We start from the raw sequence: 13,879 nt of genomic DNA, 5'->3' as shown, positions 1-13,879 counted from the left end.
TTTTTTCGCTAACTTTTTACTTTACTTTGGGGAAAGCGATTGTTTTAGCTTTTTTAAATACAGGGACTGCATAAACTTTACTAAGAGTTTTCACTACAAAAAAAGCGATATTATAGTCAATCAGACTATGAATAACCCCGCCGATTCCGATAAAACCAAATAATAAAACAAATAAGGAACCCTCATAATGAACTTGCGAACTGCCCCCTAGTAAAAAGGCCGCTACAACGAACGTTTCAATCGCAGCATGAATGATTGCTATAGCAAAATTATATAATTGAAACTTCTTCGGTTGATAAACAATTTGTGGTCGTTTTTGTAAATACCAAGCACCTAGTAGGGCAAAAACCAAGTGAGACAATGCCCGCAAGGCAATAATAAAAGGCGCCGTTAATAAAAAACCAAAAGTCGTACCTAAGGCAACAATAACCGCCATCCGTGGTGAAAAAAACATCGCTACAAATAATGGCACATGACTTGCCAAGGTAAATGAAGCAGGACCAATCACAATCCGTGGCATAACAAGAGGAATTAATACGCCTAAAGCAATTAATAAAGCTGAAATCGTTAACTGTTGCACAGAGTTTCTTTTCATTTAAGTTCTCCTTATCAGGTGTCTTGACACCTTTAGTTGAGCTAAGTTTACTGACAAAAAGGCGAGCTGTCAAGACAGCTCGCTCTTTTTATTCTTTTTCAATTCTATTTTCTTCCATCCGATTACTCAAACGAGCAAATTCCTCTAACGATAAGGTTTCTCCACGACGTGATGGATCGATTTCAGCTTCTGCTAAACTTTTTTTTAGCCTTGTTTTAGTGACAGTTTCTTTGCCGTAAGCGTGCTGTAAGTTATTCCACAAAGTTTTTCGACGTAACTGGAAAGCAGCTTTTGTTAGTTTAAAGAATGCTTTTTCATTCGTTACTTGTACTTTAGGCTGCTTGCGGCGAGTTAATTTCAATAAAGCAGAATCCACCTTGGGTTGAGGAACGAAAACCGTTTTAGGTACAATAAGGGAAATCTCGGTGGCCATATAGTATTGCACGGCAATCGTTAATGAACCATAGTCTTTTGTCCCAGGCTTTGCGTTAATACGCTCTGCCACTTCCTTTTGCAGCATAACAATCATTTGATGGACTGCTAGGTCCGATTCTAAAAAATGCATCATAATAGGTGTCGTGATGTAATAAGGTAAATTTGCGACCACTTTTACTGGCAAATCTTTGGTAAACACTTTTTCCGTTGTTTTAACTAAATCTGTTTGTAAAACATCTTGATTGACAATCGTTACATTCTCAAATGCTTGTAAAGTATCTGCTAAGACGGGTATCAAGCGTTGATCAATTTCAAAAGCCAACACTTGATTCGCCTTTTGTGCTAAGTGCTCGGTTAAAGCACCAATCCCCGGCCCTACTTCAATGACATTATTGTTTTTAGTTATCTCTGCAGCTGCTACAATTTTATGCAAAATGTTGGGGTCTGTTAAAAAATTTTGTCCTAGGCTTTTTTTCAAAGTAAAGCCGTGACGCACTAAGATTTCTTTTGTTTTTGAAGGTACCGCAATTTCTCTGTTGTCTTTCACAAATTTTCCTCCACAATTTTCATGGCTTTTACTAAGTCTTCTTCTGTCACCCGAAACATTGTCAAACGTTTCTCCAGTTGTTTACCATTTGTATAACCAATTCGTAACTCATCTCCTAATAACTCACGTCGTCTTTTCGCTTTTTGTCCGCCTATTAGACCATAATCTAGCAAAATTTGACGCGGAATTTTAGGAATATCTTTTTCCTTAGTGGGTGTTGCTAAATGTTCTAGTGCTGCCAAAATAGCTTCATCACTAGCATGCTCTACACCTAAACTAGCGTATTTTTTCTTCCCTCGAGCTTTATCACGCGGTAAAAACGCATGCTTAGCGTCGGGAACCTCTTCCATAATAATCTTTCGAATCTTTTCTCCTGAATAATCAGGATCGGTAAAAACGATGACTCCCCGCGTTTCTTGCGCATGAATAATACGTTCAATAATCTCTTCATTGATCGCTGAACCAATTGTCTCAATCGCATCTACGGCTAGCACCTCTTGGAGGCGACGAGTATCGTCTTTACCTTCAACGACAATAACTTCTTCAATTTTTTCTTTGCTCATTGTTCAATACCAAATAAGCGATGAGCATTGGCTGTGGTTTGGGCAGCCACTTCTTCTACGCTTAAATCTTTTAATTCAGCAATTTTTTCGACAACATAGCGAGTGTAGCCCGGTTCATTTTGTTTCCCTCGGTAAGGAACGGGTGCTAAATAGGGTGCGTCTGTTTCGACCAACATTCGATCAAATGGCATTTTTTGGGCTGCTTCTTGTACTTCTAATGTCTTTTTAAAAGTAACAACACCGCTGTAAGACAAATGCATTCCTAAATCCAAAAATCGTTGCGCCCATTCGTAATCGCCGTTAAAACTATGCATAATCCCACCGATGTCATGAACTTTCTCGTCTTTTAAGATACGATAAGTATCTTCCATGGCTTCTCGGTTGTGTACACTAAATGGCAGACCCATTTCACGCGCAATCGCAATTTGACGACGAAATATTTTTTCTTGAACATCTTTAGGATCTTCCATCCAGTGATAGTCTAACCCAATTTCACCTAGAGCTACGACTTTTGCTTTATCTAATTCTTTTTGTAAATAGCTTTCGACCTCTTTGTTATAGCTTCCAGCTTCAGTTGGATGCCAGCCGACAATACTGTAAATATTATCATATTCTTGGCTTAATTTTTTCGTTTTTTCAATTGTTGGATAATCAAAACCGACAACAGCCATTTCATTAACGCCTAATTCTTTAGCGTGTTCAACCGTCTCTTTTTCTATCCCTTCAAATTGTTCAGCGTTCAAGTGTGTATGTGTATCAAAAATCACAAAGATTTCCTCCTTTTATTTGAAAATCCGTTTGAATTCCTTATATATCCTAGCATATTTTTCTTAATTTTAGAACTAAGGGCTTTTTTTATTAAACACAAACAATATGTAAGTTTTCTGCTTTGTTCGATTGCAATTTTCTCTTATTTCCACTATTATTCTATATATAGTTGTGTTAAAAAAATGGCAAAGGAGACCTATTAACATATGTACATGTACATTATTTGGGGAATTTTATTCCTGTTGTTTTGCCTGTTCTTTTACATGGTCTTCATTGAGCCACGTCGTTTAAAAGAAAAACATTATTTTATTAAAAAAAATAAAAAAAAAGTATTGGATATTTCCAATGCCTTCGATCTTTATGAAAATGATTCTAACATCGTTATTTGTCATTTAAGTGATTTCCACTTTTCCCGCTATTTTAAACCGCAACGTATTAATCGTGTTATTCGTTCTATTATGGATATTGCCCCGGATCTAATTGTCTTTACCGGCGATTTGATTGATAACTATGAAAAGTGGCCGCATAAAGAAACGCAGCGTTTGGTTGAAAAACTAAATAGAATGACTGCTCCTATGGGTAAAATTGCTGTTTTAGGAAATCACGATTATCGAAGTGAAGGCTATTATTTTGTCAAAACAGTCCTAAGCGAGGGCGGTTTTACTGTTTTAGAAAATGAAGAGATCTTTGGTTCAAATGATGAAGTTTCCATTAATATTGCTGGAATGGATGATTGTTTAAGCGGAAATCCAAAGTTCAGTTTTGAACGTACCTTGGCCCAGTGGCATCTTCTTTTAGTTCATGAACCTGACGGTGTATTAGATACTGAAAACATTCAAAACTTTGACTTAATCCTAGCAGGACACAGCCACGGTGGTCAAGTTCGTTTGCCTTTTCTTTTTTATAAAATAAAGGGATCTATTACCTATACTCATGGTTTGTATTTGTTAGGTAAAAAAACATTACTTTCTATTAGCAATGGAATCGGCACCTCACTTTTTCCCATACGCTTTAGAGTCCCACCCGAACTTATTTATTATCATTTAGCTAAAAAACCGGCAGAAGTAGAACAAGAAAAATAACTCCCGTGGCACCGAAACAGTGCTGCTTGGGGGTTATTTTTGTCTCATGAAATCATTAAATCTTTTAAATTCAATACTTATAAAGTCCATACAAATTTGTTGAACTTGAGACACACTTTAGTCCAAAAGACAGGCTAATGGTCTCTTCTTTGTTAAACTTTGGGACAATTACTCTGTTTATGGCCTCTTCTTTGCCTGACTTAGGGACAAATGCTAATTATTTGGCCCCTCCTTCTCCATACTAAAGGACAATAGCCAACGTTTTGGTCCCTTTTTTATTTGATTTTAGTGAAAAATTCACTAAAAGTATAAAATTAAAGTTGAACTGTTTTTTTATTGTGTTATGATGAAATAAGACTTTTTTTATTGTAAACAATGTAAATATAGTAGAATAAACTATTTTGCATTAATTTTTTTATACGAGGAGGTTTTTCATAAAAATGAAAACTGGGAAATTAGTGATAGGAATATTTAGTATTGTACTGTCTGTAATTATTGGTTTTCAATCAATGATTGCAGGTTTAGGAAATACTTTATCAGAAAATGGTGAAGCTGGAGGTTCAGGCGGTTTTATACTTGGGATTTTAATGCTTGTAGCCGGTATTGTTTCAATTGTACAAAGAAGTCATCGTGGAAACGCCCCTGTCATTATGTTTGTCATCGGTGGTTTATTAGGGTTAATTTTAGCAGGTTCATATAGTGATTTGTATATATGGTCTACTGTAAGTTTGGTTTTTGGAGCAATTATTTTAATTTTTAATATCAGAAACAAAAAAATAGCACAACAATAATAAGACATCATTTGTATACAATAAAACACCGCCGTAATAGCTAACTTACTACTACAACGGTGCTTTATTGTATTAATCTTGTGTCAGTCCTTCATGAATCTTATCAATATTCCATTTCATCATCGAGTAATAACTATCGCCTTCTTCACCAGGTTCAGCTATTGAATCGGTAAAGATTTCAGAATGAATTGGTATCCCCGAGTCCTGCGAAACGCTTTGCATTGGGCTCTTATTCACACTTGTTTCAACAAATAAAGATTTGACATTGGTCTCATCAAGTTGGTCCACCACTCTTTTTGTTTGTTCTGGTGTGCCTTCTTCTTCAGTATTGATTTCCCAAATATAAGTAGCAGATACATCATAAGCGTCAGAGAAGTATTTAAATGCCCCTTCGCTTGTTACTAGTAATTTTTCATCATCAGGAACATCATCAAATTTATTCTTGGCTTCTTGGTCCAAGTCATCTAATTCGTCTAGATAGTCGTTCAAGTTTTCTTCATAGTAATCCGCATTTTGCGGGTCTTTTTCGCTAAGTTGTTTTTCAATATTTTCAGCATAAGTCATTCCATTTTCTAGACTCATCCAAGCATGAGGATCTTGCTGTCCTTCATCTTGGCCTTCTTCTAGATAAAGCGGCTCAACACCATCACTTACTGCAAAGTAATCTTCGCCTTCTTCTTTATCCGCATTTTCCATCAGGTTATTAAACCAAGCGTTACCGCCTGTCTCTAAGTTTAAACCATTATAAAAAATAACGTCAGCTTCAGTCGATTCTTCAATATCTTCAGGAAGCGGCTCATAATCATGAGGGTCTCTTCCATAAGGAACGATACTGTGTAAATCAATTCGATCTCCTGCAATTTCTTTGGTCATATCGCTGATAATCGAATTCGTTGCAACAACATCTAATTTATCATCATCTTGACTAGCGCTTGAAGACTGTTGATAAGCATAAAAACCGATGCCACCAGCAAATAATGCCGCGATTAATGCAACAATAAAGTAAGCTTTTTTGCCGTGTTGCAGGCGTTGTTTTGGTGATAAGAAGAAACCAATAACAAACATAAATGCTGCTGTTAATACGATACTAGAACCAGCTGCAATATTAAAACTATAACCGATGAAAAGTCCTAGGAATGAGGAAACACCACCTAAAATCGCAGATATTACAATCATCGTTTTAAGCCGTTTAGTGTAAAGATAAGCAGTAGCTGCTGGTGTTACTAGCAGCGCAACAATCAAAATCGTTCCGACACTTTGCATAGCTGTAACAGAAACGAGTGTCAATAGAATCATCAATAAGTAATGATAAAATTGTACGTGCATACCAAAAGCCTTAGCCATATTGGAATCAAAAGATGTGATTAAAAGAGAACGATAAAAGATAATAACTAAAGCAATAACAAATACTGCAATGCCAATCGTCAACCATTTATCTCCATCTTGTACTGCTAGCACATTCCCAAATAAAATATGGAACAAATCCGTCGAACTGTTTGCTATACCAATTAAAATAACACCTAAGGCTAGAAATGAACTGAATGTAATCCCAATCGCTGTATCACTTTTAATGGTACTATTTTGCGAAATATAGGTGATCAATATCGAAGCCAAAACTCCAAATATGACCGCTCCTATAAAATAATGAACACCTATAATAAAGGATAATGCCACCCCGGGCAAAACTGCGTGAGAAATGGCGTCTCCCATTAATGACATTCCTCTTAAAATAATAAAACAACCAATTACACCTGCTACGATACCAATGGCAACCGAGGTCACTAAAGCATTTTGTAAGAAATGATAATCCATCAATCCTTCAATAAAATTACTAATCATTTGACTGACCTCCTCTAACAAATATCGTATCGCCAAAGGCTTGTTTCAAATTCTTTTCCGTAAAAACTTCTTCTGTTGGCCCTTGAGCAATCAGTGTTTTATTTAAGATAACTAATTCATCAAAATATCTTTCAACTTTACTTAAATCATGATGAACAATAAATATTTCTTTTCCTCTTGTTTTAAAATCGTTCAAAAGGTCCATTATAATTTGTTCACTGGTGGCATCAATTCCTACAAATGGCTCATCTAGGAAAATAAAGGTCGCGTCTTGAACAAAAGTACGTGCAATCAGAATTCTTTGAAATTGCCCACCAGATAATTCGCTAATTTGTCGATTCTTAAAGTCTTCCATCTTCACTAAACTCAAAGCACGATCAACTTTTTTCCAATCTTCATTTGTTATCCGTTCAAAAAATCGTTTGTCCGGATATAAACCTAGGGAAACACATTCACGAACTGTTATCGGAAATGTATAATCGATATCACTTTTTTGTTCTACATAAGCAACTTCTTTTTGTCTTTTTTGTAGTGGTTCTCCATCTACTGTTGTTGTACCTGTTCCTTCTATCAATTGCAGGGCAGCTTTGATAAAGGTTGACTTACCAGCGCCGTTAGGGCCAATAATACCGATAATCGCTGGCTGATCAATGGTAAAAGTTACATCTTCCACTGCTTGATGAACACCGTCATAACTAGCAGATATCTTATCAAATGCTATCATCGTCTTCCTCCATATTGTGTATTTTTTAGGTGTACCTAATTTTATCTTTAAGTCCATTATGAAATCTTCTTTTATTTTATGCAACAAAAAATCTTTGTTTTTCTTAATTTGTTAATAATTCGCTTACAAAGTTTCATGGATAGTCTTTTGATAAATAAATAAAAAAACATTACTTATCTTAATTTCAGAATATAAAGATAAGTAATGACTATTAATTGGCAAATAAAATAGCCAAACATGAGAAGAAAAAGAAAACAATCCCCGACTTTTTCCGTAACACACAAGCGCTCATTTTTAGTTCTAATGTAACTTCTTTTGATAATTGCTATTTCTACTTACTGTCTTTTCCGCCAAAAGAAACATAAAGGACGATTAAACTAACAACAAATATAGCTAATGATCCCCATGCTACCATTCTTGCATTAGGAATAAGGTCTAAAAATCCTAAAATAGCTATAATAGGGAAAATAAAAACACCTCTGACTAATTTGCGGTAACGTGCGTGGTGGACTCTATCTTTAAAAGACATAATATAAGTCCTCCTTTTATTTTGTATAAGTATACCATAGGCTCAGTTATTCATTAAAATATAATCTTTGCGACTAGCGCACAAAAAAACACGCATGAACTATCAGATAAATGTTCATGCGCGTCCTTCATTAATCTTTTGTATAACCTTCTAATAATCGGTTTTGTCCGCTGATTTTTTGAATATCTGTGATATCTTGTGTAACTTCTAAACAGCCTAAATACTGCTCTTCTTGGTTTTTCAAGGCAAAATAGCGAATATAGATTTTCCGTTCATTGATATCTATCCAAAAATCCGCCGTATCATTGCTTCCTGCATGAAAATCTTCTAATATTTTTTCAACCATGTGCATACTTTTAGGTGGATGACAGTTGACAACTTCTCGACCAATGATCGATTTTGTCCGCGGAAATACGCGATTTTTTCCTTCTGAGAAAAAACGAACACGGTCGTTATGATCAACAAAAGTTAAATCCACTGGCAGTACCTCAAAAATAGCGAGTAATTGATCTAGCTGTAAAATGCCAGTAGGTAGTACAACAGTATTCTTCGAATCAACATTTTGCCAATCATACACTTCTTCTAATGTTTCTGTCTCATTTAAACCTTTTGCAATTTCTTCGGTAGTTTCTTTGGCTTGTTGGATAGCTTCCTGTCGTTGAGGTTCGCGTTCTTTTTCCTTAGCGTAATCATTGGGGCCCGCTACCCACATAGGCGGCTCAGAGATATAGGCAAAACCAATATCATAACTATCTTCTGCGATATTTTCCCAGTCTTTTAAACTAAAAACATCTAGTGTCATGGGTGTCATGATCTCTTCTTCTTTAAAAATCATCTCTTCGATTTCGTGTTTTACAGCTTCCCATTTTTCCAGAAGAGGATTAAATGCTGCTTTAGGATTTTCTACATAAGTAAGTAATTCTTTGATTTGCGCTCTGATCTCATCATCAACACCCCACATGACTTGAGGAGGCGCTGTAATTCCGTATTTTTCCATATAAGAAAATATTAGCGTTTCTTTACGAGCATAATGTTTGTCAATTTGTCTTAGGTCTTTTATTGCGGCAACTAATTGTTCTTTTTTCTGCCAATCTCCCTTTTTGATTTTTTCCATCAAATCGTCAATTTCATCGGTAATTAATGATTGTAAGACTTGATTTTCTAATTTTAATGTATGAATTGGATGTCCAGGCTGACCATAAGCTTCATCAGATTTATGAATATCATTGATTGAACCTTTAAAAACTGAAGCATGAATATTACATAGTTTTTGAATTTCTTCTGCTTTTAAGCCACCTTGGATCAAGGATTTTTCGGCTGAAGTGATTTCCGTTACATCCACACCATCAAATTCTTCATTAAATAAACGTTTGGCTTCTTCAAATGTCCCTTCTTCATGCAGCATCGAAAGAATTTCTACGATACGCTTTTTTCTTTCTTCTTTGCTTCGCGCCATTTTATTCTACTCCTTTTACTTCAAAACCATGTACTTCAAATGCCTCAACTACTTTTTCTAACGGAATTTTTTTCATTTTGGCGCCTTTGGGAATGGTCATATAACGTCCTGCTGTCTGCAGCATGCCTGGCTTATTAATATCTGAAAAACCTAATTCAGTCATAATTTCCTTGGTTATTGGGTGTTCTTTAACCAAAGTAGCCAAATTTTTAGAAAAATCGATTTCCATCCAACTAACTCCTTACTAAAAATGATTTTCAATTACTTTGATTATAACCTAACCTGTAAAACTATTCACTATTTTATTTGTTATCAAAAAAATTTTGTAGTAAAAAAATGATAATATGCTTTTTTAGTCGGTAAAAGACAGGAAAAGGACAATTTTATCCTGTAATTTTTGTTTGTGATGTTTTATACTTTTTGTGATGTTAAAAACAAGGAGGGTAAAAATGAAAAAATTCATTTGTAGTTTATTAGTATTTTCATCAGCAATAGCATTAAGTGCTTGTGGAGTAGCTTCTCCTGACAATGCAGAAGATAATGCGCAAAGTTCAGAACAAGCAACAGAAGCCTCTACTGATGCAGCATCAGGTGCTTCAGAACAAGAGGAATATACTGATCCTAGTGAACTAGAGAACAAGTATGATGTGGTTATCGTTGGTGCCGGTGGTGCTGGCATGGCAGCTGCAATTCAAGCAAAAGAAGAAGGTGCCAATCCAGTTATCTTGGAAAAACTTCCAGTAGCCGGAGGAAATACGACAAAATCTTCTGGTGGTATGAATGCTTCAGAAACAAAATTCCAAGAGGAAAGTGATATTGAAGATAGTAACGATACTTTTTATGATGACACCTTAGAGGGTGGACAAGAAACCAATGATAAGAAACTATTACGTTATTTTGTAGATCATTCAGCAGATGCGATTGATTGGCTGGATAATATGGGCATTACTTTAAATAATATTAGTTACAGTGGTGGTGCAAGTGTTCAGCGTATTCACCGTCCAGAAGATGGGGCAGCAGTGGGTGGTTATCTAGTAGATGGTTTATTACGTAACGTCAACGAAAACGAGATCCCTATTTTTGTCAACACAGACGTGACAAATATCAATGAAGAAAATGGACAAGTTGATGGTGTAGAAATTGATATGGATGGCGATTCTCAAACTATTGATGCAGGCGCAGTTGCGGTAACAACAGGTGGTTATGGCGCTAATGAAGAGATGATTGAAGAAAATCGCCCGGATTTAGAAGGTTACGTAAGTACGAACTCTGAAGGTAGTACCGGCGATGGTATTAAAATGATCGAAGAACTAGGCGGACAAACTGTAGATATGGACCAAATTCAGGTGCATCCGACTGTCATTCAAAAAGATGGCACCTTAATTAGTGAAACAGTCCGTGGTGAAGGTGCCATTTTAGTAAATCAAGAGGGTGAGCGTTTTTTCAATGAAATGGAAACGCGTGATAAAGTATCCGAGGCTATTACAGATTTACCTGAAGAAGAGGCTTATCTAATATTCGACGATGCTTTAGCCGATCGTGCAAAACAAGTTGATTTTTATAAAGAACAAGGCGTCGTTGAATCTGGAGATAGCATTGAAGAGTTAGCTCAAGAAATCAATATTTCTGAAGACCAATTGAAAGAAACATTGGATAATTGGAATGAAGCGGTAGACAAGGAAGACGACCAAGATTTTGAACGGGAAACAGCGATGGACTACGATCTAACTGACAGTCCTTTTTATGCCATAAAAATTGCCCCAGGAATCCATCATACAATGGGTGGCGTCAAAATTAATACAGATACCGAAGTATTAGATGAAGATGATCAAGCAATTTCTGGTTTGTATGCCGCAGGCGAATTAACTGGCGGGTTACATGGTAATAACCGCATTGGGGGTAATGCAGTAGCTGATATCATTATTTTTGGTCGACAAGCCGGTACGCAAGCAACGAAATTTGCCCAAGAGAACAACTAAATTTATAAGATCTCGATTACTGTTTTTGGGTGATAACAGCTTTTACTGAGAAATAGTCTCCTGCTTCTTTCTTTATTATTTCAAAATTGAGTAATGAAATGGCAATTCTTTATTCATAATTTTTTTATTGAATAAAAGTTTTCAATTTCGTTATCCAATTTTCCTTTTGAATGAAGAAAATAAAAACTTTCCGAACTTTAAATCAACAAAATCATTTATTTTGTTGATTTAATTAATATTATTGAATAACAGATTTAGAATTCGTTATCCAACATTTCAAAATTGAGTAATGAAATGAGCAAACGCTATTCAATTTGAGCTAAAATGACGAAAATCATCAGATAAAAAAATAGCAAATGCAAAAAAGTTGATTTGCATTTGCTATTTTTCAAATGATATCTGGCCAGTATTTTTTTAGCAGAGCTACGGTCTTTTCGTAGGTATATCTAGCTGTCGTTTCGATTCCTTTGCTTAATAGTTTATCGTTAACGACTTCTATTCCGATAATAGAAGGCTTTACGCCGGCTTCTTTGATCATTGCGATAAAAGCAGCTAAATCAATTATACCATCACCAGGTGCTAAACGGTCGTGCATCGCCTCGTCGCGTAAAATGGCAGTTGCGTATGGACGTTGGTAAGCGTCATTTAGCTGTATCGAAACGATATATTGTGCGTCTTTTGCTGTGAGTTCAGAAAAAGTTTGGCTAGCTCGGTACCAATGCCAAGCATCTAACAAAATGCCCACATTATTTGCTTGAGATTGTTGTATCAATTTTTTAGCTGTAGCAAAATCAACGATACCGCTATAAGGCATCGGCTCTATTGCAATCAAAAGCTCTCCTGCTCTTTGGCATAATTGGGCTAATTTTTCTGCAATATAGGCAAGTGAATAACTCTCCATTAAAGCCACATTTACTTGTTTGACGCCAAATAGGTAACACATATGAAAACAAATCTGTTCTTTGAATTTTTCTTCATAAGAGCGGTTTTCCGCTGCCCACGCTTGCACACATTCAATTTCTGTGACTTTCATTTGATATTTTTTGAGTATTTGCAAAAGTTCTTCATCGTTATATCCTTCTGCTAGTGCATCAACATAAGCTTCAGCTGACAAACCAATTCCATTATAACCAGCTTTCGCTGCAACACTCACTCTTTTTTCAAAAGAACATGCAGAGCCTAGTGTTAAAGAACTGATCGTTAGTGGTATCTCCTTTGACATAAAACCAAGCTTCCTTCCTTTTAACTGTTTACCTGCTTTTTTTCATATAATAATAGACAGGGACACCGATAGCTGTCACACCAATACCAGTTAAGGCTAAGCCGGGTGTTGTAATCAGGGTCATCATTAAAATAAAGCCGCCGCCTATCATAGCGATCAACGGCACCACAGGATACAGCGGCACTTTGTAAGGTCGTGGCATTTCTGGCGCTTTCTTGCGTAAAATAAAGACTGCCAAAAAAAGCAACATACTAAAGGACCACATGACAAAAATCAGCATATCCGTCAATAAATCAAACGTTCCTAAAGTCATCATAATACAAGCAATAACCAATTGCACAAGAGCCGCTACAAAAGGAACCTTTGTTTTTTTAGAAACTTTTTTCAAATATTTACTAAAAGGAAACTCATCATTTAAAGATAAGGCAAAAGGCACCCGGATTCCGGTCATAGTGTACCCATTCAAAGCGCCATAGACTGAAATCAAAATACCTATGGTGACAATTTTACCGCCCATATTACCAAATAACTGATTGGCCACCTCAGAAGAAGCGTTGAGATTCCCCGCAATTTGGTCGGCAGGCAAAGTTTTTAAATAAACAAAATTAATGATCCAATAAACAACGGCTACAGAACCCAGCCCTAGGATAATGGCTTTAGGTAAGTCTTTTTCCGGTTGCTTCATTTCACCTGCAATATTGCCTACATTTAACCAGCCATCATAAGCAAATAGGGTCGCTAATAAAGCCGCACTAAAACCTGAAGCCCAAGAACTATCGCCGCCGATACTTAAATCAGCTACACCAACTTCAACCTGTCCGGGCTGAATGATTCCTGCCACTACGATCACTAAAATTGGCAAAAGTTTGATAAAAAGCGCAGCTGATTGCACATTTGCAGCAATTTTAGTGCCTAATAAATTAATTCCTGTCACACTGACTGCTGTAATCATCGCCAGAGGTATTAAGATATGCTCATTTAATTGAAAAAGGTGAATAAATTGTGTCGCAAAAATAATACTCAAAGCGGCGATGTTTGCAGGAAAATAGATAATCGTTTGGGCCCAGCCTAATAAAAAGGAAGGCATTTTCCCGTAGGTAACTTCGATATAGCGGATAGGGCCGCCGGTTTTAGGAATAGCTGTTGCTAATTCAGCTACAGTTAGACCCCCACAAATCGTCAAAAAACCGGCAAATAGCCAAGCAAATAATGTTAAACCAGCAGACTGTGTATGAGATACGACTGCGGCCGCTTTAAAAAATACACCTGCGCCGATCACAGTTCCCATAACTGTCGATAATGCACCGGAAAAAGAAATTTCTTTTTTTAATGGATTTTCCGCCAAGTGA

The 13,879-nt window shown here is 36.3% G+C and carries 14 protein-coding genes; 3 read left to right on the top strand and 11 right to left on the bottom strand.

Annotated features, from left to right (window positions below; genetic code table 11):
- Positions 1-16: 16 nt before the first annotated feature.
- The 4 genes from AC806_RS01645 to AC806_RS01630 form a co-directional block, all read right to left on the bottom strand.
- Positions 17-595, bottom strand: a complete 579-nt coding sequence (locus AC806_RS01645) for a hypothetical protein (protein ID WP_068710620.1) — start codon at positions 593-595, stop codon at positions 17-19.
- Positions 596-683: 88 nt separating this feature from the next.
- Positions 684-1,577 carry a 16S rRNA (adenine(1518)-N(6)/adenine(1519)-N(6))-dimethyltransferase RsmA gene (rsmA, locus tag AC806_RS01640; protein WP_069028611.1) on the bottom strand — a complete coding sequence of 298 codons (894 nt, stop codon included), beginning with the start codon at positions 1,575-1,577 and terminating at the stop codon, positions 684-686.
- Entirely contained in the window at positions 1,574-2,140 is a 567-nt protein-coding gene (rnmV, locus tag AC806_RS01635) for a ribonuclease M5 (RefSeq protein ID WP_068710618.1), read from the bottom strand. Before rnmV ends, rsmA begins: the two co-directional genes overlap by 4 nt.
- A complete protein-coding gene (locus tag AC806_RS01630; protein WP_069028610.1) occupies positions 2,137-2,907 on the bottom strand; it encodes a TatD family hydrolase in 771 nt (256 codons plus the stop codon). The genes rnmV and AC806_RS01630 overlap by 4 nt, the downstream gene beginning before the upstream one ends.
- Positions 2,908-3,120: 213 nt before the next feature.
- On the opposite strand from AC806_RS01630, the gene AC806_RS01625 reads away from it, so the two are divergent.
- Together AC806_RS01625 and AC806_RS01620 are read left to right on the top strand one after the other, a co-directional pair.
- Positions 3,121-3,990, top strand: a complete 870-nt coding sequence (locus AC806_RS01625) for a metallophosphoesterase (RefSeq protein WP_041591885.1) — start codon at positions 3,121-3,123, stop codon at positions 3,988-3,990.
- Between the two features lie 440 nt (positions 3,991-4,430).
- Positions 4,431-4,781 carry a hypothetical protein gene (locus AC806_RS01620; protein ID WP_014123748.1) on the top strand — a complete coding sequence of 117 codons (351 nt, stop codon included), beginning with the start codon at positions 4,431-4,433 and terminating at the stop codon, positions 4,779-4,781.
- Between the two features lie 72 nt (positions 4,782-4,853).
- Here the strand turns inward: AC806_RS01620 and AC806_RS12185 are convergent, their stop codons facing one another.
- The 5 genes from AC806_RS12185 to AC806_RS01595 all read right to left on the bottom strand — a co-directional run bounded on the left by AC806_RS12185 (position 4,854) and on the right by AC806_RS01595 (position 9,558).
- On the bottom strand, positions 4,854-6,620 hold the full coding sequence (locus tag AC806_RS12185; RefSeq protein ID WP_083207534.1) for a metal ABC transporter permease subunit: 1,767 nt from the start codon (positions 6,618-6,620) through the stop codon (positions 4,854-4,856).
- Complete coding sequence (locus AC806_RS01610; protein ID WP_061840337.1) at positions 6,613-7,344, bottom strand: metal ABC transporter ATP-binding protein; 732 nt, start codon at positions 7,342-7,344, stop codon at positions 6,613-6,615. Before AC806_RS01610 ends, AC806_RS12185 begins: the two co-directional genes overlap by 8 nt.
- A 331-nt stretch (positions 7,345-7,675) precedes the next feature.
- A complete protein-coding gene (locus tag AC806_RS01605; protein WP_061840336.1) occupies positions 7,676-7,873 on the bottom strand; it encodes a hypothetical protein in 198 nt (65 codons plus the stop codon).
- A gap of 130 nt (positions 7,874-8,003) precedes the next feature.
- The gene (locus AC806_RS01600; RefSeq protein ID WP_069028609.1) at positions 8,004-9,329 is read right to left on the bottom strand and encodes a DUF438 domain-containing protein; all 1,326 of its coding nucleotides are present in this window, start codon (positions 9,327-9,329) and stop codon (positions 8,004-8,006) included.
- A gap of 1 nt (position 9,330) precedes the next feature.
- Positions 9,331-9,558 (bottom strand): DUF1858 domain-containing protein, encoded by a 228-nt coding sequence (locus tag AC806_RS01595; protein ID WP_061840334.1) that lies wholly within the window; start codon positions 9,556-9,558, stop codon positions 9,331-9,333.
- Positions 9,559-9,778: 220 nt separating this feature from the next.
- Between AC806_RS01595 and AC806_RS01590 the strand changes: the two genes are divergently transcribed.
- Positions 9,779-11,308, top strand: coding sequence for a flavocytochrome c (locus AC806_RS01590; protein WP_069028608.1), 1,530 nt, complete (start codon positions 9,779-9,781; stop codon positions 11,306-11,308).
- Between the two features lie 388 nt (positions 11,309-11,696).
- Here the strand turns inward: AC806_RS01590 and AC806_RS01585 are convergent, their stop codons facing one another.
- Together AC806_RS01585 and AC806_RS01580 are read right to left on the bottom strand one after the other, a co-directional pair.
- Positions 11,697-12,530 carry a sugar phosphate isomerase/epimerase family protein gene (locus AC806_RS01585; protein WP_061840332.1) on the bottom strand — a complete coding sequence of 278 codons (834 nt, stop codon included), beginning with the start codon at positions 12,528-12,530 and terminating at the stop codon, positions 11,697-11,699.
- A 28-nt stretch (positions 12,531-12,558) separates the two neighbouring features.
- Positions 12,559-13,875 carry an APC family permease gene (locus AC806_RS01580; RefSeq protein ID WP_082786897.1) on the bottom strand — a complete coding sequence of 439 codons (1,317 nt, stop codon included), beginning with the start codon at positions 13,873-13,875 and terminating at the stop codon, positions 12,559-12,561.
- Positions 13,876-13,879: the final 4 nt, after the last annotated feature.

This window comes from Tetragenococcus halophilus (genome assembly GCF_001712815.1).
In the GTDB taxonomy this organism is placed as follows: Bacteria; Bacillota; Bacilli; order Lactobacillales; family Enterococcaceae; genus Tetragenococcus; species Tetragenococcus halophilus.
The sequence above is the reverse complement of the archived record's forward strand: the minus strand, read 5'-3'. Positions and strand labels throughout refer to the sequence as shown.

Coding starts and splice junctions, on each gene's coding strand:
- AC806_RS01645 (WP_068710620.1), bottom strand. CDS start 595: ATGAAAAGAAACTCTGTGCAACAGTTAACGATTTCAGCTTTATTAATT.
- rnmV (WP_068710618.1), bottom strand. CDS start 2,140: ATGAGCAAAGAAAAAATTGAAGAAGTTATTGTCGTTGAAGGTAAAGAC.
- AC806_RS01625 (WP_041591885.1), top strand. CDS start 3,121: ATGTACATTATTTGGGGAATTTTATTCCTGTTGTTTTGCCTGTTCTTT.
- AC806_RS01620 (WP_014123748.1), top strand. CDS start 4,431: ATGAAAACTGGGAAATTAGTGATAGGAATATTTAGTATTGTACTGTCT.
- AC806_RS12185 (WP_083207534.1), bottom strand. CDS start 6,620: ATGATTAGTAATTTTATTGAAGGATTGATGGATTATCATTTCTTACAA.
- AC806_RS01610 (WP_061840337.1), bottom strand. CDS start 7,344: ATGATAGCATTTGATAAGATATCTGCTAGTTATGACGGTGTTCATCAA.
- AC806_RS01605 (WP_061840336.1), bottom strand. CDS start 7,873: ATGTCTTTTAAAGATAGAGTCCACCACGCACGTTACCGCAAATTAGTC.
- AC806_RS01600 (WP_069028609.1), bottom strand. CDS start 9,329: ATGGCGCGAAGCAAAGAAGAAAGAAAAAAGCGTATCGTAGAAATTCTT.
- AC806_RS01595 (WP_061840334.1), bottom strand. CDS start 9,558: ATGGAAATCGATTTTTCTAAAAATTTGGCTACTTTGGTTAAAGAACAC.
- AC806_RS01590 (WP_069028608.1), top strand. CDS start 9,779: ATGAAAAAATTCATTTGTAGTTTATTAGTATTTTCATCAGCAATAGCA.
- AC806_RS01585 (WP_061840332.1), bottom strand. CDS start 12,530: ATGTCAAAGGAGATACCACTAACGATCAGTTCTTTAACACTAGGCTCT.